We start from the raw sequence: 17,777 nt of genomic DNA, 5'->3' as shown, positions 1-17,777 counted from the left end.
AAGTGGAAGGGGAGCCCGGCTATCGGCTTCCCTTCTTTTCAGTCGAAAGGGGGCCCTCCATTTGGAAGCTATCAGTAAACTGCATGTGCTGCTGCAACAAATCGGGATGACGGAAGACGAGTTTGCCGTCCATTTTGATCAGGCGGTTTTGGAACGTGTCAATATCCATCGGAAATCACGGGTCTGGCAATTCAACTTGGCTTTGCAGAAGCCGCTTCCCGCACCGGTCTATGCCATTTTTTCCCGCCGGGTGTCGGAAGCCTTTGCTGCAATCGCCAGTATTAGATTACATATTACGAGCCAATGGGACGAAACGGAGGAACAGCTCTATTTGGATTATTGGACGATTGCCTTGGAAGAAATCCAGGACATGTCCCCGCCGATCCAGGAGCTGCTCCGCACTCAACAGCCTGCGATGGCTGGCAATAAAATGGTTCTCCAGTGCAATAACGAGTTGGAATTCAAAACATTAAAAAGCAAATACGCGGAACGGATTTCCGATGTCTACAGCTCCTTCGGTTTCGGGAAACCTGCGATTGAATTCAAGGTAAGGGAAGAGACCGGAGATGCAGAAGCGGCCCGGATCGCTTTCTTGAAGGAACGGCAAGCGGAAGAAGAGGCATTGGCACAGAAGGCGCTGTCGGATATGAAGCAGCGGGAATCGACCAAGAAGGAGAACGGCGGCTCGGTATCCGGACCTTTCCAACTTGGGATTCCGATCAAGGCGGACGAGCCCCTTATGGAAATCAAAGATATCCAGGACGAAGAGCGGCGCGTCACGATCGAAGGTTATGTGTTTGACATCGAAATCCGGGAATTGCGAAGCGGCCGTTCCTTGTTAACTATTAAAGTGACAGATTACACCGATTCCATCTTGGTGAAAATGTTCTCCCGAGATAATGAAGACGCCGAAATGATGAAATCATTGAAAAAAGGGACATGGGTCCGTGCCCGTGGCGGCATCCAGAACGACACCTTCGTCCGGGATCTCATTATGATGGCCCAAGACATCATGGAAGTCGCGCCGGTCGTCCGGAAAGACAATGCCCCGGAAGATCGGAAGCGAGTCGAGCTACATGCCCATACGATGATGAGCCAGATGGATGCGGTTGTATCCGCATCGAATCTTGTAGCACAGGCGGCAAAATGGGGGCATCCGGCAATCGCCATTACGGATCATGCCAACGTCCAGTCGTTCCCGGAAGCCTATTCCGCCGGGAAAAAGCATGACATTAAAGTCATCTTCGGATTGGAAGCGAATTTGGTCGACGATGGCGTGCCGATTGTCTATGATGAACAGCATCGCGCCTTGCAGGATGACACATATGTCGTCTTTGACGTGGAGACAACAGGGTTGTCCGCTGTCTACGATACGATTATCGAGCTGGCGGCTGTCCGTGTCCGAAACGGAGAAATCATCGAATCATTCGAGCGGTTCGCCAATCCGCATCACCCGCTTTCTTCTACGACAACGGAGTTGACCGGTATTACGGATGATATGGTGAAAGATGCACCTGAAGTCGAGGAAGTCATCCGGGATTTCATCGAATTCATCGGCGATTCGGTTCTGGTCGCGCATAATGCGAAATTCGACATGGGGTTCTTCTACGAATCCGCCAAGCGTGCGAGCTTGGAGACGCCCGCGTATCCGGTTATCGATACGTTGGAGTTGGCGCGCTTCATCCACCCGGAATTGCGTAATCACCGGTTGAATACACTGGCGAAAAAATACGATATCGAACTGACCCAACATCACCGGGCCATTTACGATACGGAAGCTACGGCCCATCTCTTCGTCCGGCTTATGAAGGAAGTCGACGGAAAAGGGATCCAATACTTGGATGAACTTAATCAGCATGTCGGGGAAGGCGATGCGTATAAACGGTCCCGTCCTTCGCATTGCACACTGCTGGCGGTGGATGATGAAGGGCTGAAGAATTTATTTAAACTGGTTTCCTATTCCCATATGAATTATTTCTATCGGGTGCCGCGGATTCCGCGTTCGCTCCTGATCAAGTATCGCAAAGGGCTGCTCGTTGGTTCCGGTTGTGATAAAGGGGAAGTGTTCGAGGGACTGATGCAGAAGTCGATGGACGAGGTGGAGGAGATCGCGAAGTTCTACGATTTCTTGGAAGTGCATCCGAAACCGGTCTATTCGCATTTGATCGAGCTTGAATTGATTCGGGATGAATGGAATATGGAAGATATCATGCGAAAAATGATTAAGCTCGGGAAGAAAGTCGGACTGCCGGTCTGTGCGACGGGGAATGTCCATTATATCGACGAAACGGATGCCAAGTTCCGCGAAGTGCTCGTCCGCTCGCAAGGAGGCGCCAATCCGATGAACCGGCATTCGCTTCCAGCAGTCCATTTCCGGACAACGGACGAGATGCTTGATGAATTCTCGTTTTTAGGGGAACAGGTTGCTGAGGAAATCGTCGTGGACAATCCACGCAAGATTTTGGAGCGGATCGGTGACGTCAAGCCGATCAAAGATGATCTATATACGCCGACAATCGAAGGGGCGGACCAGGAAGTCCGGGATTTGACTTATTCGATGGCGCATGCGATCTATGGGGAATCATTGCCTGAGATTATCGAAGCGCGGATTGAGAAAGAATTGACATCGATCATCGGCCACGGCTTTGCGGTAATTTATCTCATTTCCCATAAACTGGTGAAGAAATCATTGGATGACGGCTATTTGGTCGGTTCCAGGGGATCGGTCGGTTCCTCTTTCGTTGCGACAATGATGGAAATCACCGAGGTGAACCCGATGCCGCCGCATTACGTCTGCCCTTCCTGCAAGACGAGCGAGTTCTTCAACGATGGTTCCGTCAGTTCGGGGTATGACCTTCCGGATAAAGCCTGTCCTTCCTGTGGGACCATGTTCAAGAAGGACGGGCAGGATATCCCGTTCGAGACGTTCCTCGGGTTCAAAGGGGATAAAGTTCCCGATATCGACTTGAACTTCAGCGGAGAGTATCAAGCCCATGCCCATAATTATACGAAAGAGCTGTTCGGGGAGGACTTTGTATACCGTGCGGGAACGATCGGTACGGTTGCGGAAAAGACGGCGTATGGATACGTGCGCGGTTATATGAATGACAATGGCCTGAATTTCCGGGGGGCGGAAGTGGACCGGCTTGTCCAAGGATGTTCCGGGGTTAAACGGAACACAGGGCAGCATCCGGGCGGTATTATCGTTGTACCGGATAATTTGGAGATCTTCGACTTCACTCCGATTCAATACCCGGCGGATGACGTGGGCTCCAGTTGGCGGACGACCCATTTCGACTTCCACTCAATCGACAACAACTTGCTGAAGCTTGATATCCTTGGACATGATGATCCGACGATGATCAAAATGCTACAGGACTTGTCGGGAATCGATCCATTGACAATCCCGCCGGATGACGAAGGGGTTATGAAGCTGTTCAGCGGGACGGAATCCCTCGGGGTGACGGAGGAGCAGATCGGCTGTAAGACTGGGACGCTCGGTGTGCCGGAATTCGGGACGCGGTTTGTCCGGCAAATGCTTGAGGAAACGAAGCCGTCGACATTTTCGGAACTGATCCAGATTTCGGGACTGTCGCACGGGACGGATGTATGGCTCGGCAATGCCCAGGAATTGATTCAGAATAAAATCTGTGAATTGTCGGATGTGATCGGTTGTCGGGATGATATTATGGTGTATTTGATCTACCAAGGATTGGAGCCGTCGTTGGCGTTCAAGATCATGGAATCCGTCCGGAAAGGGAAAGGATTGACGCCGGAGTTCGAAGCGGAGATGAAGGCGAACAACGTTCCGGATTGGTATATTGACTCCTGTAAAAAGATAAAGTACATGTTCCCGAAAGCGCACGCCGCCGCTTATGTGCTTATGGCATTGCGAATCGCTTATTTTAAAGTACACCATCCGCTGTTCTATTATGCAGCGTATTTCACAGTGCGGGCGACCGACTATGATTTGGCGACGATGACGAAAGGATCGGCATCCATCCGAGCCCAGATCAAAGAAATCAATGCGAAAGGGTTGGATGCGTCCCCGAAAGAAAAGAGTTTGCTCACCGTCTTGGAGATCGCCTTGGAGATGTGCGAACGAGGTTTCCATTTCGCGAAACCGGACTTGTACAAATCGGACGCGACTCAGTTCATCATTGAAGGGAATTCGCTGATTCCGCCGTTCGATGCAATCCCTTCGCTTGGTACGAACGTAGCAAAGACGATCGTGGAAGCGAGGAAAGACGGGGAGTTTCTTTCGAAAGAGGACTTCCAGCAGCGCGGCCGCGTTTCAAAAACCATCATCGAATATATGGACGCCCTTGGCTGTCTGGAAGGGATGCCCGACGCAAACCAGCTGTCGCTATTTTAGGCGAGGCTCCCGGCCGCCGCATTGTTTGCATCGGCTAATGACGTATGGTATGCTTAAATCAACTTTTGTAATAGTCTTGCGCCGAAAGAGTGGGGGATACCCGCTCTTTTCTGCCGTTCTATGCCAATTTTTTAAAAGTGTATATGGATTCGCTCGATAGCCCTCCTGCATCGGCATTTCAGGGCATGTCGTTTTGGTCCTTCATGTTTGAGCATACACTTAAATGAGATGTCAGGAGGGTTATGATGAGTAAAATTACAGAAGAAGTCGGCAAATTGGTCGATCCGATTGTGGATGAACTAGGATTGGAGCTTGTCGATATCGAATTCGTGAAAGAAGGGAAAGACTGGTTCCTGCGCATCTATGTCGATACACCGCAAGGGGATATCGATATTGATCAATGTGCGGTTGTCAGTGAGAAGTTGAGTACTGAACTCGACCGGACGGATCCGATCCCGCAAAATTATTTTCTGGAAGTCTCTTCTCCTGGCGCAGAACGCCCATTGAAAAAGGAAGAGGATTATGAAAAAGCGGTCGGCCAGTATGTCTTTATCAAGACTTATGAACCGATTGACGGCATGAAGGAATTTGAAGGATATTTGATCGTCAACGAACCGGATTCGGTTGAATTGCAAATTCGCATCAAGACTAGAAAAGTGTCGGTTGTCATCGATAAGGAAAAGATTGCGCTAGCTCGATTGGCCATTGATTTTTCCGCATAATTCAACGTAGGAGTGATTAACATGAGTAGTGATCTACTCGATGCATTGACAGCCTTGGAGAAGCAGAAAGGAATCTCCCGGGACATATTGGTGGAGGCGATCGAAGCAGCGCTAGTAACCGCCTATAAACGAAATTTCAACCAGGCGCAAAATGTACGGGTTGACTTGAATCTGGATAAAGGGACGATGAAAGTCTACTCCCGGAAAGATGTCGTCGAAGAAGTGGAAGACGAGCGGTTGCAAATCGCATTGGAAGATGCGCTAAAGATTAATCCGGTCTATGAGATTGGCGATGTGGTTGAAGAGGAAGTGACGCCGAGGGAATTCGGCCGGATTGCTGCCCAAACGGCGAAACAAGTCGTTACGCAGCGTGTCCGTGAAGCGGAGCGCGGCCTGATCTATGAAGAGTATATCGATCGTGAGGACGATATCGTCAACGGCATCGTCGAGCGACTGGATGCTCGCAATCTGTACGTCGGGCTCGGGAAAGTGGAAGCGGTGTTGCCGGCAAGCGAACAGATTTCCACGGAATCCTACCAGCCGCATGATCGCATCAAAGTCTATATTACGAAAGTGGAGCGGACAGCACGCGGGCCGCAAGTGTTTGTTTCCCGCACACATCCGGGCTTGCTTCGCCGTTTATTCGAAATGGAAGTCCCTGAAATCTATGACGGCGTCGTCGAAATCAAATCGATTGCACGGGAAGCAGGGGATCGTTCCAAGATTTCCGTCCATACGAATAATGAGGAAGTCGATCCGGTCGGTTCCTGCGTCGGTGCCAGAGGAGCACGCGTCCAAGCGATCTCCAATGAGCTTAACGGGGAAAAGATCGATATCGTAGAATGGTCTGAAGACCCGATCGTCTTCGTGGCCAATGCGTTGAGCCCATCCAAGGTGATCGATGTCCAGGTGAATGAAGAGGATCGTTCCACTACGGTTGTCGTACCCGACTACCAGTTGTCCCTTGCTATCGGGAAGCGTGGTCAGAATGCCCGCTTGGCCGCTAAGCTGACAGGCTGGAAAATCGATATCAAGAGCGAAACCGATGCGCGGGAGCTCGGAATTTATCCGCCTGCCGAAACAGCTTCGGTTAACGGGGATGTCTTCGAAGAGGAAGTGTACGAAGATGATCCGTACTTCGTGGAAGAGGATTCGACGGATGACGTCGATAATGAGCCGATCGATCTTTATTCAGACGACGAAGATTGAGAAGGAAGGGTGACAGCACATGGCAAACATGAAAAAAGTGCCTTTGCGTAAATGTGCCGCAACGGGCGGGATGTTCCCTAAAAAGGAAATGATCCGGATCGTCCGCACGAAAGAAGGGGAAGTTTCCGTCGATCTTACCGGCAAGAAATCTGGCCGTGGGACGTATGTGTCGAAATCCGAAGAAGCCGTCGAAACGGCACGCCGCAACCGGGCGATCGAAAGCCAGCTGAACGCTACCGTGCCCGAGCAAGTTTATGAGGACCTGTTGCGGGCCATCCGCCGTGAGGCATTGAAATGAAGCCGGCCAACCAACTGTTCCAAATGCTTGGCATGGCGGCGCGGGCTAGAAAAATCATAACAGGTGAGGAATTGGTCGTACGCGAGGTCCGATCCGGAAATGCACGTTTGGTCATCATTTCCAAAGACGCCTCGAAAAATACGATGAAAAAAATAAATGATAAATGCAATAGCTATAACGTTGAGAAGCATGTTTACGGGACTCGGGAAGAGCTCGGGCATGCAATCGGAAAAGAGTCGCGGGTCGTACTCGCATTGACGGATGCCGGCTTTGCCGGAAAAATATCCGGGCTCCTCAACGAATTAAACCGGGGGTGGGCTAATGACGAAAATACGTGTACACGAATACGCGAAACGAGTGAATCGGACGAGTAAGGAAGTCATCGAGGAACTTGGAAAGATCAATGTAAATGTAACCAACCATATGTCAATGCTGGATAACGATGCGATCTCCAACTTGGACAAGAAATTCAAATCAAGCGGAGGTGCCCCGAAACAGGGCAACCGTCCAGCTGACCGGAATCCATCGAACCGTCAAGGCGGTCAAAATGGGCAGGGCAATCGCCAAGGCCAAGGTCAAGGTCAAGGTCAAGGTCAAGGACAGCAACGACGAGGGCAAGGCAGTGCTCGACCAGCGCAAGGACAAGGCGGGCAGCAACGTCCACAAGGCCAAGGAAGCCAGCAACGCTCCGGCCAAGGCGGTTCACAACGTCCACAAGGCGGTCAACAACGTCCAGCACAAGGGCAAGGCGGCCAACAACGTCCTCAGGGACAAGGCCAGAGCGGCAACCGTCCAGCGCAAGGGAACCAGCAGCGTTCCGGAGGCCAAGGCGGTAACCGTCCGGCGCAAGGAAACCAACAACAGCGCTCCGGCCAGGGGGGCAATCGCCCGGCACAAGGCCAGAACCGTCCAGGCGGCCGCGGTGGACGTCCACCGGCGAAAGGCATCAACCAAGGGCGTAGAAGATACCGTCCGGCTCCACAGCCGAAAGTGGAACTGCCGCTACCGGAAAAAATCACATTTTATGAGTCTCTGAGCGTCGCGGAGTTGGCTCAAAAATTGCACCGTGAGCCGTCGGAGATCATTAAAAAATTGTTCATGCTTGGTGTCATGGCGACGATCAACCAAGAGTTGGACAAAGATGCGATTGAGCTGATCTGTGCGGATTATGAAGTGGAAGTCGAAGAGGAAATCCGCATCGACAAAACAGACCTTGAGATTTATTTCGAAGAGGCAGAGGTTGATGAAGACGTGCTTACTGAACGTCCGCCAGTTGTGACGATCATGGGCCACGTTGACCACGGAAAAACGACGTTGCTTGATTCGATCCGGAACACGAAAGTGACGCAAGGCGAAGCCGGTGGGATCACGCAGCATATCGGGGCCTACCAAATTACGGAGAAAGGCAAGAAAATCACGTTCCTAGATACACCGGGGCACGAAGCGTTCACGACGATGCGTGCACGTGGTGCGAAAGTGACAGACTTGACCATCCTCGTCGTAGCGGCGGATGATGGCGTCATGCCACAGACTGTCGAGGCGATCAACCATGCCAAAGCGGCGGAAGTGCCGATTATAGTAGCTGTGAATAAAATGGATAAGCCTACTGCCAACCCGGATCGGGTCATGCAGGAATTGACAGAGCATGGCCTCCTTGCAGAAGCATGGGGCGGCGACACGATCTTTGTGCCAATCTCCGCGTTGAAAGGCGAAGGGATCGACCAGTTGCTGGAAATGGTCCTTCTCGTTGCGGAAGTTGGGGAACTGAAGGCTGATCCGAAGGCAAACGCCAAAGGGACAGTCATCGAAGCACAGCTTGACCGTGGACGGGGATCAGTTGCGACTTTGCTCGTCCAAGACGGGACATTGCGCGTCGGGGATCCAATTGTTGTCGGAAACACGTTCGGAAAAGTGCGTGCGATGATTAACGACCTCGGCCGAAGGGTAAAAGAAGCGGGACCATCCACGCCAGTTGAAATTACCGGGTTGAGCGACGTCCCGCAAGCGGGAGATCGGTTCGTCGTCTTCGAAGATGAAAAAACCGCCCGTCAAATCGGGGAGTCGAGAGCCGGCGATGCATTGCAGGAACAGCGCGTAGAAAAAACACGCGTCACGCTGGATAACCTGTTCGACCAAATGAAACAAGGTGAAATGAAAGAACTGAACTTGATCGTCAAAGCGGACGTTCAAGGGACAGTCGAAGCGATGGCGGCTTCCTTGATGAAAATCGAAGTGGAAGGCGTCAATATCAAGATCATCCACACGGGCGCGGGCGCCATTAACGAGTCCGATATTTCACTCGCGGCCGCTTCCAATGCGATCGTCATCGGATTCAACGTCCGTCCGGACATCAATGCGAAACGGGCTGCGGAAGAAGAAGGCGTCGACATTCGTCTACACCGTGTCATTTATAAAGTGATCGAAGAGATTGAAGCGGCGATGAAAGGATTGCTGGATCCGGAATTCGAGGAAAAAGTAATCGGGCAAGTGGAAGTCCGCGAGACATTCAAAGTGTCTAAAATCGGCACCATTGCGGGAAGCTATGTGACAGACGGGAAAATCACACGTGATTCAAGCGTCCGGATCCTTCGCGATAACATTGTCATCTTTGAAGGGGAACTCGATACGTTGAAACGCTTTAAAGACGACGTGAAAGAAGTCGCAAAAGGATATGAGTGCGGAATTACGATCAAAAACTTCAATGATATCAAGGAAGGCGATATCATCGAAGCATATGTCATGGAAGAAATCAAGCGCGTATGATCGTCTATGCGGAATGTACATTTTTCATTCCCGACGCAGCTTCTTTGAAAGAGAAGCGCTCCGTCCTCAAACGGATGACAGACCGGGTGAAAAATTCCTATAATGTCTCCATTGCGGAAATCGATCATCAGGATTTGTGGCAGCGGACGACAATCGCTCTCGTTGCCACGGCTTCCTCGACAGATGCAGCCGAGCGGGAAGTGCGGAGGGCGGTCCGATTCCTGGAATCCAATCCGGAATGGGAACTGTCTGATTTCTCGCTGGATTATTACTGATACGGAATTGGGGTGACCATCCATGTCAATGCGCGCAAACCGTGTCGCAGAGCAGATGAAGAAAGAACTGGGTTCCATCATTGGCCAGAAATTGAAAGATCCACGTATCGGTTTTGTCACCGTGACGGATGTCGAAGTGACAGGAGATTTGCAACAGGCGACAGTATTCATTTCTGTCCTGGGCAAGGAATCTGAAAAAGAGGATACGTTGAAGGGTCTAACGAAAGCGAAAGGATTCATCCGTTCGGAAATCGGACAACGGATTCGTTTGCGGAAAACACCGGAAATCGAATTCGAATTCGATGATTCCGTTGCGTACGGAAACCGGATTGAATCTCTTTTAAAACAAGTTAGTGACGAGCAGGAAGAATGAGTGAGAGGAGGAAGTCGGTGTCCAAGAGGACTTTCGGCTTCCTCTCTTTACATAATTATGGATTTGACCAAAGGGGTATACAAGATGGATGGAATACTTCCGCTATGGAAAGAAAAAGGCATGACATCGCATGATTGCGTTTTCAAACTCCGTAAAATCCTAGGAACGAAAAAGGTCGGGCATACCGGAACGCTTGACCCGAATGTGGAAGGCGTGTTGCCGATCTGTATCGGCCAAGCTACAAAAGTGGCGGAGTATATTACCGATGCCGGCAAGGAATACGTGGCGACTATCTCCATCGGAACCGCTACGGAGACGGAAGATGCGGATGGCGTAGTCGTCGCTTCCGATTTGTCGCCTAAACGGTGGACCCGCCATGAAATCGAGCAGGTCCTGGATCGGTTGACTGGCGAAATCGAGCAGATCCCTCCCATGTATTCTGCCGTGAAAGTGAACGGACGGAGATTATACGAATATGCGCGGAAAGGACAGGAAGTGGAGCGGCCGAAGCGCATCGTACGTATTGAAGAGATTGTTTTATTGGATTCGCGGGACTTGTATGAAGGGGATCAGATCACATTTGATGTCCGGGTCGTTTGCGGGAAAGGGACCTATATTCGGACGCTTGCCGTGCAGATCGGGGAACTCCTTGGCTACCCGGCGCATATGGCTTCCCTTGTCCGTACGGCATCCGGTTCTTATCGGAAAGAGGATTGCCGCACATTGGACGAGGTGAAAGAGATCCAGGAAGCGGGAGAAATCGAATCCCTTCTTCGCCCGTTGGAAACGGCCTTGCTTGATTTTCCGGCAGTAGAAGTGGAGGATCCGCTCTATGACAAGGTGGACAATGGACAAGTCCTCCCGCAACATCCGCAGTTGGCGGATACCGCGTTGCTTGTATTTACAAAGGATGAGAAAGCCATAGCCATCTATAAAAAGCATCCGACAAAGGAAGGGCTTATGAAGCCGGAAAAAATGTTTCCATTGAACAGATAAGGGGGGAATGAGTATGGACATCCACAGATTGCAATATCCCGATCACACGACAACCGGTTTGAATGAACGCTATTCACTTGCCATCGGATTTTTCGATGGATTGCATAAAGGCCATCAAGCGGTCATCCGGGCAGCGCAGGAAAAAGCCGCGAAGCTTGGAATCCGTTCGGCGGTCATGACGTTTGATCCGCATCCTTCCCATCTTTTCGGGGGAGGGAAAAACAAAGTGAGCTATATTACGCAGTTTCCCGAAAAAGTGAGGCTCCTCGAGCAGATGGGAGTGGATACATTATTTGTCATCAACTTCGACTCGGAACTCGCTTCCCTCACTCCCGGACAATTCGTAGAAGTGTTCATAAAAGGGTTGCAAGTGGAGCATGTGACAGGCGGATTCGATTTCACTTTCGGGTCCAAAGGGGCCGGCACGATGGAAATGATGGATAGCCTGTCAGACGGCGTGTACGGCACGACGATCATCGGCAAGGTGAGCGACCGGGATGAGAAGGTGTCTTCCACACGCATCCGCCAATTGCTGGCGAAGGGAGATGTAGAAGAGACCGCTCGGCTGCTAGGCAGGCCGTTCCGGACAATCGGCACGGTCGGCCATGGTGACAAAAGAGGAAGATTGCTCGGTTTCCCGACAGCGAATCTCATGCCGGATCCTGATACGCTATTGCCGGCGAATGGCGTCTACGCGGTCCGTTTTTCGTATGATGGCGGGACGTTTGATGGTGTCTGCAATGTCGGGGTGAAACCGACCTTCCATGATCCCAACCGAATGAGACCTTCCGTGGAAGTCCATGTGCTTGGATTTGAAGGAGATCTGTACGAGAAAGAAGTCGCTGTCGACTGGATCAGCCACATCCGCAGCGAGCGGAAATTTGAATCGGTCGATGCGTTGATTGAACAGATCGGCTTGGATAAAGAGACAGCGAGAGAGTTGTTGGCAAAACAAGGTTGATAGTTGCAATTGAAGAGTCGACATGGTAGTATGAACAAGTGTAGAACTGCACGAACCGTTCCTTGGCAAATCGAATCACCAACGGTTGCTCGGGATCTGGGGATACTTTGAATATTAGGAGGTGAAAAGGATGGCAATTACACAAGAGCGTAAACATGAATTGATCAATGAATTCAAGACTCACGAGAACGATACGGGGTCTGCTGATATTCAGATCGCTATCCTTACTGAAGAGATCAACAACCTGAACGCACACTTGAGCACTCATAAGAAAGACCACCACTCCCGTCGTGGCCTTCTCAAGATGATCGGTCGTCGTCGTAAGCTTTTGAAATACTTACGTGAGACTGAAGTTCAGCGTTACCGTGATCTTATCGCAAAACTCGGCCTACGCCGTTAATCAGATGACTTCAAAAAGCAGGCAAATGCCTGCTTTTTTTCTTTGGATAAAAAGTTGCGCCTATCATTGAAAGCCGTTTTGCTTTCATGGATGGCAGTTACCAGGTACCCTTATTTATAGGGAAAGCTGTATATCATGAAAAATTGTTCTCAAACAAACTATCAATGAATCAAAGGAGAGATTGGCTGCGGTGGATAAGAAAATCGTATTTTTTGATTTGGATGGGACGCTGTTAAATGAGGATAAAATTGTGTTGGAGTCAACGAAGCAAGCGTTGCGGGCACTGCAGGAAAAAGGAGTGTATACTGCGATTTCCACAGGTCGTGCCCCGTTAATGTTTGATTGGTTATGCAGGGAGTTGATGATTGATTCCTTTGTTTCGATGAATGGCCAACACGTGATCCATGAAGGGAAGGAGCTTTTCTCCAATCCGATTGATGCGGACATCCTGCATGATTTGGCTACGTATGCAAGAAAACGGGGACACGGATTGTCGTATTCGAACCATCTGGCGTTTGCGGTAAGCGAGGAAAATCATCCGTTCATCCAACCAAGCATTGATGGATTGAAACTGGAATTCCCTCCTGCCAACTTCGAGTTCTACCTTCAATACCCGGTCCATCAAGTGCAAGTGTACTGCGAAAGCCGAGATGCCGGACAATATATGAATCGATATGCGGACCATACGTTCATCCAATGGGGGCCATACGCATTTGATATGCTGCCGGAAGGCGCATCCAAAGCGGTGGGCATTCGTAAACTGTTGGAGAAGCTCGGGATTCCACGGGAAAACAGCTATGCATTCGGGGATGGCCGGAATGATTTTGAAATGCTCGAGTATGTCGGGACGGGCGTGGCGATGGACAATGCCGTGCCGGAATTGAAAGACATCGCCGACCACGTCACCACTTCCTGCTCGGAAGACGGCATCTTGGACGGCCTTTTGCATATCGGGTTGTTGGAGACGAAAGATGTATTGACGGTGAAGTGAATGAAGGAACAAAAGCGCCCGGAGATTGGCCGAAAACGCACTCGGCTGGAAAGTTATCGACATGCCGGAATTTTATAATTTCCTAAACAACGAGAAAAGGAACCCCCTGGAGGTCGACTGCTGATCTCCAGGGGGTTCTTACTTAAACAGACCGCTTCAAATGCCGCAATTCCGTCTCCTGCTCCAAAGAGCGAAGGGCCAGTGATTCAAGGATCTTGTCTTGACGTTCCTGGCCTTGCTTCAGCGCAGCCGTTTCTCCGATCACTTTATGCAGATCCATATGCATCGATTCCAATTTGGCATCGGTCTCGTCTTGACGATCCCGGATGACGCGAACGATGTCATTCAATTCGGCTTGTCCGGATTTTAGTGTCTCTATGTCGGACTTTAGTGTACCGACATCAGATTTTAGTGTCTCCACATCGTTTTTCAGCGTGCAGACATCCGATTTCAGAATTTCCACATCTTTTTTGAGCGATTTGATATCATCCTTCATTGATTGAATATCTTCCTTCATCGATTGGATATCGCCTTTCATTACTTGGATATCGCCTTTCATTACTTGGATATCTTCTCGAATCGGCTGCAGCGCTTCCTGGATGACCGTCTCCAGCATTGCCTTGAGTTCGGTGTTCAATGGAATACCTCCTTCCACGCATTATTCTATTGTAATAATCAAATACATCAGGGATTTTTGTGATATGTAGAATAGATATATTATATCATAATTCACCGATGCAAAGGGGTTCCGTTCCGTTTCCTGAAGTCACCGCTCTTCCCAAATTTCACCCCCTCCTATTTTAGAAAACCATAGAACGTGTTATACTGGACAAAGGTTGCTATAATAGGAATTCAGCATTAGAAAACTTGTGTATAAATAGCGTTATCAATTACACTATATGAATACATACATCGTATGCAGGACAAGTTGCAATGCAATGGAGAGGGGTTCAAACATGACAGAAAAAAAGGTTTACACACTTGATTGGGCAGGACGGCCGCTGACGATTGAAGCGGGCCAGCTGGCAAAACAAGCAAACGGGGCAGTATTGGTCCGTTATGGCGATACATCAGTATTATCGACCGCAACAGCTTCAAAACAACCGAAGGCACTGGATTTCTTTCCTCTTACTGTGAACTACGAAGAGCGTTTGTATGCAGTCGGAAAAATTCCGGGAGGCTTCATCAAACGGGAAGGGCGTCCTTCCGAGAAAGCGGTGTTGACGAGCCGTTTGATCGACCGTCCGATCCGTCCTTTGTTCGCGGACGGTTTCCGGAATGATGTCCAAGTGATTTCGCTTGTCATGTCGGTCGACCAAGATTGTTCTTCCGAGATGGCGGCTATGATCGGTTCTTCCCTCGCCTTGTCCATTTCCGATATTCCATTTGAAGGCCCGATCGCCGGTGTCCAAGTCGGACGAATCGATGGCGAATTTCTGATCAACCCGACGCAGGCGCAAATGGAGAAAAGCGACTTGGATCTTGTCGTTGCTGGAACGAAGGATGCCATTAACATGGTGGAAGCGGGGGCAAAAGAGGTTTCGGAAGACACTATTCTCGAAGCGATCATGTTCGGTCACCAGGAGATCATTCGCCTAATCGAATTCCAAGAGAAGATTGTAGCGGAAATCGGGAAGGACAAGATGGAGATCGAGCTGTTCGAGTTGGATGAAACTTTGGCAGTTGCCATTAAAGAACAATGCGAAACGGAATTGATCCAGGCGATTCAAACCCATGAAAAACATGCGCGCGAAGATGCCATCAATGCCGTGAAACAAGAAGTGATCGACCGCTATACCGAAGAGGAAGCGGACGAAGCGACGATGAAACAAGTGAAGGCAATCTTGGATCAAATGGTCAAGGACGAAGTACGCCGTCTTATCACAGACGAGAAAATCCGTCCGGATGGCCGTAGTCTTGACGAAATTCGTCCACTTGCCTCCGAAGTCGGCATCTTGCCTCGTACGCACGGATCGGGTCTCTTCACACGCGGCCAGACGCAAGCGCTCAGCATTTGTACGCTTGGTGCGCTTGGAGAAGTTCAGATCATTGACGGACTTGGCCTAGAGGAGTCGAAGCGGTTCATGCACCACTATAACTTCCCGAATTTCAGTGTCGGGGAAACAGGCCCGATCCGTGGACCAGGCCGCCGGGAAATCGGACATGGAGCCCTCGGAGAGCGCGCCTTGGAAGCGGTCGTGCCAGATGAATCCGAATTCCCGTACACGATCCGTCTAGTTGCGGAAGTGTTGGAATCGAACGGTTCCTCCTCCCAGGCTTCAATCTGTGCCTCAACGATGGCGATGATGGATGCCGGAGTGCCGATCAAGTCACCGGTTGCAGGAATCGCGATGGGACTCGTGAAAAAGGGCGAAAATTATTCTGTCCTATCCGATATCCAAGGGATGGAAGACCATCTAGGAGATATGGACTTCAAAGTGGCTGGAACCGAGAAAGGGATTACGGCCCTTCAAATGGATATTAAAATCGAAGGCTTATCCCGTCAAATTCTGGAAGAGGCTTTGACACAAGCGAAAACAGGCCGACTCAAAATCCTGGATCATATGATGACTGCCATCTCTACACCTCGTGTAGAACTTTCGGCATATGCACCAAAAATCATCATGATTAAAATCAATCCGGATAAAATCCGCGACGTTATCGGACCGGGTGGTAAAGTGATCAATAAGATCATTGAAGAAACCCAAGTGAAAATTGACACAGAACAAGATGGTACGATCTATATATCCTCGCCGAACAACGAAATGAATGCAAGAGCGAAGGAAATTATCGAGAATATCGTCCGAGAAGCGAAAGTCGGCGAGTATTACATGGGTAAAGTGAAACGGATCGAGAAATTCGGTGCCTTCCTTGAAATCTTCCCGGGGAAAGATGGCCTTCTCCATATTTCCGAAATCGCGGAAGAGCGGACGAAAGCGGTGGAGGATGTGCTGAAACTCGGCGACGAGCTCATGGTCAAAGTGATTGAAATCGACAATCAAGGCCGTGTAAACCTGTCACGCAAAGTCGTTCTGAAAGAAGAAAAGGAACGCGCTGAAAAAGAGAAAAACTAAGGTACTTGATTATAAGCGAACGGATGGAAAGCCCCAACTTACGAAGCTGGCGGCTTTTTGTTCATTGCAGGAATAGGGTGAAATGAAATGGTAGAGAAAGTGGTCTGTCCGAATGGCGTCCGCATCGTGCATGAAAAGATGGAGCATGTCCGATCGGTCGCCATCGGTATTTGGGTCAAGGCCGGTTCGGGAAATGAACAGCCATCCGAAGCGGGCATCGCGCATTTTATTGAACATATGCTGTTTAAAGGGACTGCCACCCGGACAGCGAAAGAGATTGCGGAACAGTTCGACCGGATTGGTGGGGATATCAACGCATTCACCTCCAAGGAAATGACCTGCTTTTACGCCACTGTGCTGCATCCACATGCCCAGACCGCGGTTTCTGTGCTGGGCGATATGTTCTTTCATTCGCGCTTCGACGAAAAGGAAATTGCCAAAGAGCAATCGGTCGTGTTGGATGAAATCGCTGCGGTGGCGGATACGCCGGATGATGATGTGGAAGAGAAATTATGGAGCCTCATGTATCCCGCCCATCCGATCGGCAAGCCTGTCCTTGGGCAGGAGGAGACGATCCGAACTTTCGATGAAAAACGGATCCGGGAGTTTATGGAACGGCATTATACGCCGGAACAGTTAGTCATATCCATCGCGGGGAATTATGATGCGTCTCTGTTAACCTACATAACTGAACTGTTCGGGTCTTTCGCAAGGGAACCGCAGGAGGAGATTGACTCGGTCCCGGAACCTGTCTTCCATCCGGGGGCTTTGACCCGGATGCGGGATATCGAGCAGGCGCATGTCTGTATCGCTTATCCGGCATTGACCTTGCATGATGAGCGGATTTACGCCTTATCCATCTTAGACAGTGTCATCGGCGGCACGATGTCTTCCCGGCTCTTTCAGGAAGTGCGGGAGGAACGGGGTCTCGCGTATTCGGTCTATTCGTATTACACGACACATGAGGAAGCGGGCGCTTTTCTCATCTATGGGGGAACCTCCCCGGAAAATACGGAAGAGCTGTTGGAGACGATCCAGCAGATTGTAGAAGACATTGTCAAAGACGGCATTACGTCGAATGAACTTCATAATGCGAAGGAGCAATTGAAGGGTGGTTTCCTGCTAGGTCTGGAAAGTTCCGAAGCAATCATGCAGCGTAACGGGAGAAACGAGATTTTATTCCAAAAGCATCGTTCCCCGGAGGAAGTTGTGGCCTTGATCGATCAGGTGACTGCGGAGCAGGTCCATCAATTGGCTTCCGGCATTTTTTCAAAGCCGCAAGCGGTCTCGAGGATTTTGCCGCGCGCATAATAGTTATAAAACGCAAGAGGCTGTCAGCT

Annotated in this window: 15 protein-coding genes; 14 read left to right on the top strand and 1 reads right to left on the bottom strand. The window is 50.2% G+C overall.

Annotation, left to right across the window (positions count from 1 at the left end; translation table 11 throughout):
* The first annotated feature begins 106 nt into the window (after positions 1-106).
* The 12 genes from MKY41_RS06945 (at position 107) to MKY41_RS06890 (ending at position 13,363) form a co-directional block, all read left to right on the top strand.
* A complete protein-coding gene (locus MKY41_RS06945) occupies positions 107-4,375 on the top strand; it encodes a PolC-type DNA polymerase III (RefSeq protein WP_445683325.1) in 4,269 nt (1,422 codons plus the stop codon).
* Positions 4,376-4,620: 245 nt separating this feature from the next.
* Positions 4,621-5,097 (top strand): ribosome maturation factor RimP, encoded by a 477-nt coding sequence (gene rimP / locus MKY41_RS06940; RefSeq protein ID WP_340744342.1) that lies wholly within the window; start codon positions 4,621-4,623, stop codon positions 5,095-5,097.
* 21 nt (positions 5,098-5,118) lie between these two features.
* A complete protein-coding gene (gene nusA, locus MKY41_RS06935) occupies positions 5,119-6,306 on the top strand; it encodes a transcription termination factor NusA (protein WP_340744341.1) in 1,188 nt (395 codons plus the stop codon).
* Positions 6,307-6,325: 19 nt separating this feature from the next.
* On the top strand, positions 6,326-6,604 hold the full coding sequence (rnpM, locus tag MKY41_RS06930; protein WP_340744340.1) for an RNase P modulator RnpM: 279 nt from the start codon (positions 6,326-6,328) through the stop codon (positions 6,602-6,604).
* On the top strand, positions 6,601-6,978 hold the full coding sequence (locus MKY41_RS06925; protein WP_340744339.1) for a YlxQ family RNA-binding protein: 378 nt from the start codon (positions 6,601-6,603) through the stop codon (positions 6,976-6,978). Before rnpM ends, MKY41_RS06925 begins: the two co-directional genes overlap by 4 nt.
* Positions 6,926-9,367 carry a translation initiation factor IF-2 gene (gene infB / locus MKY41_RS06920; RefSeq protein WP_340744338.1) on the top strand — a complete coding sequence of 814 codons (2,442 nt, stop codon included), beginning with the start codon at positions 6,926-6,928 and terminating at the stop codon, positions 9,365-9,367. The genes MKY41_RS06925 and infB overlap by 53 nt, the downstream gene beginning before the upstream one ends.
* On the top strand, positions 9,364-9,642 hold the full coding sequence (locus MKY41_RS06915; RefSeq protein ID WP_041074138.1) for a DUF503 domain-containing protein: 279 nt from the start codon (positions 9,364-9,366) through the stop codon (positions 9,640-9,642). Before infB ends, MKY41_RS06915 begins: the two co-directional genes overlap by 4 nt.
* A 22-nt stretch (positions 9,643-9,664) precedes the next feature.
* Positions 9,665-10,015 (top strand): 30S ribosome-binding factor RbfA, encoded by a 351-nt coding sequence (gene rbfA, locus MKY41_RS06910; RefSeq protein WP_041074140.1) that lies wholly within the window; start codon positions 9,665-9,667, stop codon positions 10,013-10,015.
* 84 nt (positions 10,016-10,099) lie between these two features.
* Positions 10,100-11,011, top strand: a complete 912-nt coding sequence (truB, locus tag MKY41_RS06905) for a tRNA pseudouridine(55) synthase TruB (protein WP_340744337.1) — start codon at positions 10,100-10,102, stop codon at positions 11,009-11,011.
* Positions 11,012-11,024: 13 nt separating this feature from the next.
* Positions 11,025-11,972 carry a bifunctional riboflavin kinase/FAD synthetase gene (locus MKY41_RS06900; RefSeq protein WP_340744336.1) on the top strand — a complete coding sequence of 316 codons (948 nt, stop codon included), beginning with the start codon at positions 11,025-11,027 and terminating at the stop codon, positions 11,970-11,972.
* Between the two features lie 130 nt (positions 11,973-12,102).
* Entirely contained in the window at positions 12,103-12,372 is a 270-nt protein-coding gene (gene rpsO / locus MKY41_RS06895) for a 30S ribosomal protein S15 (protein WP_340744335.1), read from the top strand.
* Positions 12,373-12,562: 190 nt separating this feature from the next.
* A complete protein-coding gene (locus MKY41_RS06890) occupies positions 12,563-13,363 on the top strand; it encodes a Cof-type HAD-IIB family hydrolase (protein ID WP_340744334.1) in 801 nt (266 codons plus the stop codon).
* Between the two features lie 142 nt (positions 13,364-13,505).
* Here the strand turns inward: MKY41_RS06890 and MKY41_RS06885 are convergent, their stop codons facing one another.
* The gene (locus tag MKY41_RS06885; RefSeq protein WP_340744333.1) at positions 13,506-14,000 is read right to left on the bottom strand and encodes a hypothetical protein; all 495 of its coding nucleotides are present in this window, start codon (positions 13,998-14,000) and stop codon (positions 13,506-13,508) included.
* Between the two features lie 319 nt (positions 14,001-14,319).
* Between MKY41_RS06885 and pnp the strand changes: the two genes are divergently transcribed.
* Together pnp and MKY41_RS06875 are read left to right on the top strand one after the other, a co-directional pair.
* A complete protein-coding gene (pnp, locus tag MKY41_RS06880) occupies positions 14,320-16,437 on the top strand; it encodes a polyribonucleotide nucleotidyltransferase (RefSeq protein ID WP_340744332.1) in 2,118 nt (705 codons plus the stop codon).
* An 87-nt stretch (positions 16,438-16,524) separates the two neighbouring features.
* A complete protein-coding gene (locus MKY41_RS06875; protein WP_340744331.1) occupies positions 16,525-17,748 on the top strand; it encodes a M16 family metallopeptidase in 1,224 nt (407 codons plus the stop codon).
* Positions 17,749-17,777 lie beyond the last annotated feature (29 nt).

Source organism: Sporosarcina sp. FSL W7-1349, assembly GCF_038003045.1.
In the GTDB taxonomy this organism is placed as follows: domain Bacteria; phylum Bacillota; class Bacilli; order Bacillales_A; family Planococcaceae; genus Sporosarcina.
The sequence above is the reverse complement of the archived record's forward strand: the minus strand, read 5'-3'. Positions and strand labels throughout refer to the sequence as shown.

What these genes read in the sequence shown, in the direction of transcription:
- MKY41_RS06945 (WP_445683325.1), top strand. Translation starts at nt 107, where the DNA reads ATGACGGAAGACGAGTTTGCCGTCCATTTTGATCAGGCGGTTTTGGAA.
- rimP (WP_340744342.1), top strand. Translation starts at nt 4,621, where the DNA reads ATGAGTAAAATTACAGAAGAAGTCGGCAAATTGGTCGATCCGATTGTG.
- nusA (WP_340744341.1), top strand. Translation starts at nt 5,119, where the DNA reads ATGAGTAGTGATCTACTCGATGCATTGACAGCCTTGGAGAAGCAGAAA.
- rnpM (WP_340744340.1), top strand. Translation starts at nt 6,326, where the DNA reads ATGGCAAACATGAAAAAAGTGCCTTTGCGTAAATGTGCCGCAACGGGC.
- MKY41_RS06925 (WP_340744339.1), top strand. Translation starts at nt 6,601, where the DNA reads ATGAAGCCGGCCAACCAACTGTTCCAAATGCTTGGCATGGCGGCGCGG.
- infB (WP_340744338.1), top strand. Translation starts at nt 6,926, where the DNA reads ATGACGAAAATACGTGTACACGAATACGCGAAACGAGTGAATCGGACG.
- MKY41_RS06915 (WP_041074138.1), top strand. Translation starts at nt 9,364, where the DNA reads ATGATCGTCTATGCGGAATGTACATTTTTCATTCCCGACGCAGCTTCT.
- rbfA (WP_041074140.1), top strand. Translation starts at nt 9,665, where the DNA reads ATGTCAATGCGCGCAAACCGTGTCGCAGAGCAGATGAAGAAAGAACTG.
- truB (WP_340744337.1), top strand. Translation starts at nt 10,100, where the DNA reads ATGGATGGAATACTTCCGCTATGGAAAGAAAAAGGCATGACATCGCAT.
- MKY41_RS06900 (WP_340744336.1), top strand. Translation starts at nt 11,025, where the DNA reads ATGGACATCCACAGATTGCAATATCCCGATCACACGACAACCGGTTTG.
- rpsO (WP_340744335.1), top strand. Translation starts at nt 12,103, where the DNA reads ATGGCAATTACACAAGAGCGTAAACATGAATTGATCAATGAATTCAAG.
- pnp (WP_340744332.1), top strand. Translation starts at nt 14,320, where the DNA reads ATGACAGAAAAAAAGGTTTACACACTTGATTGGGCAGGACGGCCGCTG.
- MKY41_RS06875 (WP_340744331.1), top strand. Translation starts at nt 16,525, where the DNA reads ATGGTAGAGAAAGTGGTCTGTCCGAATGGCGTCCGCATCGTGCATGAA.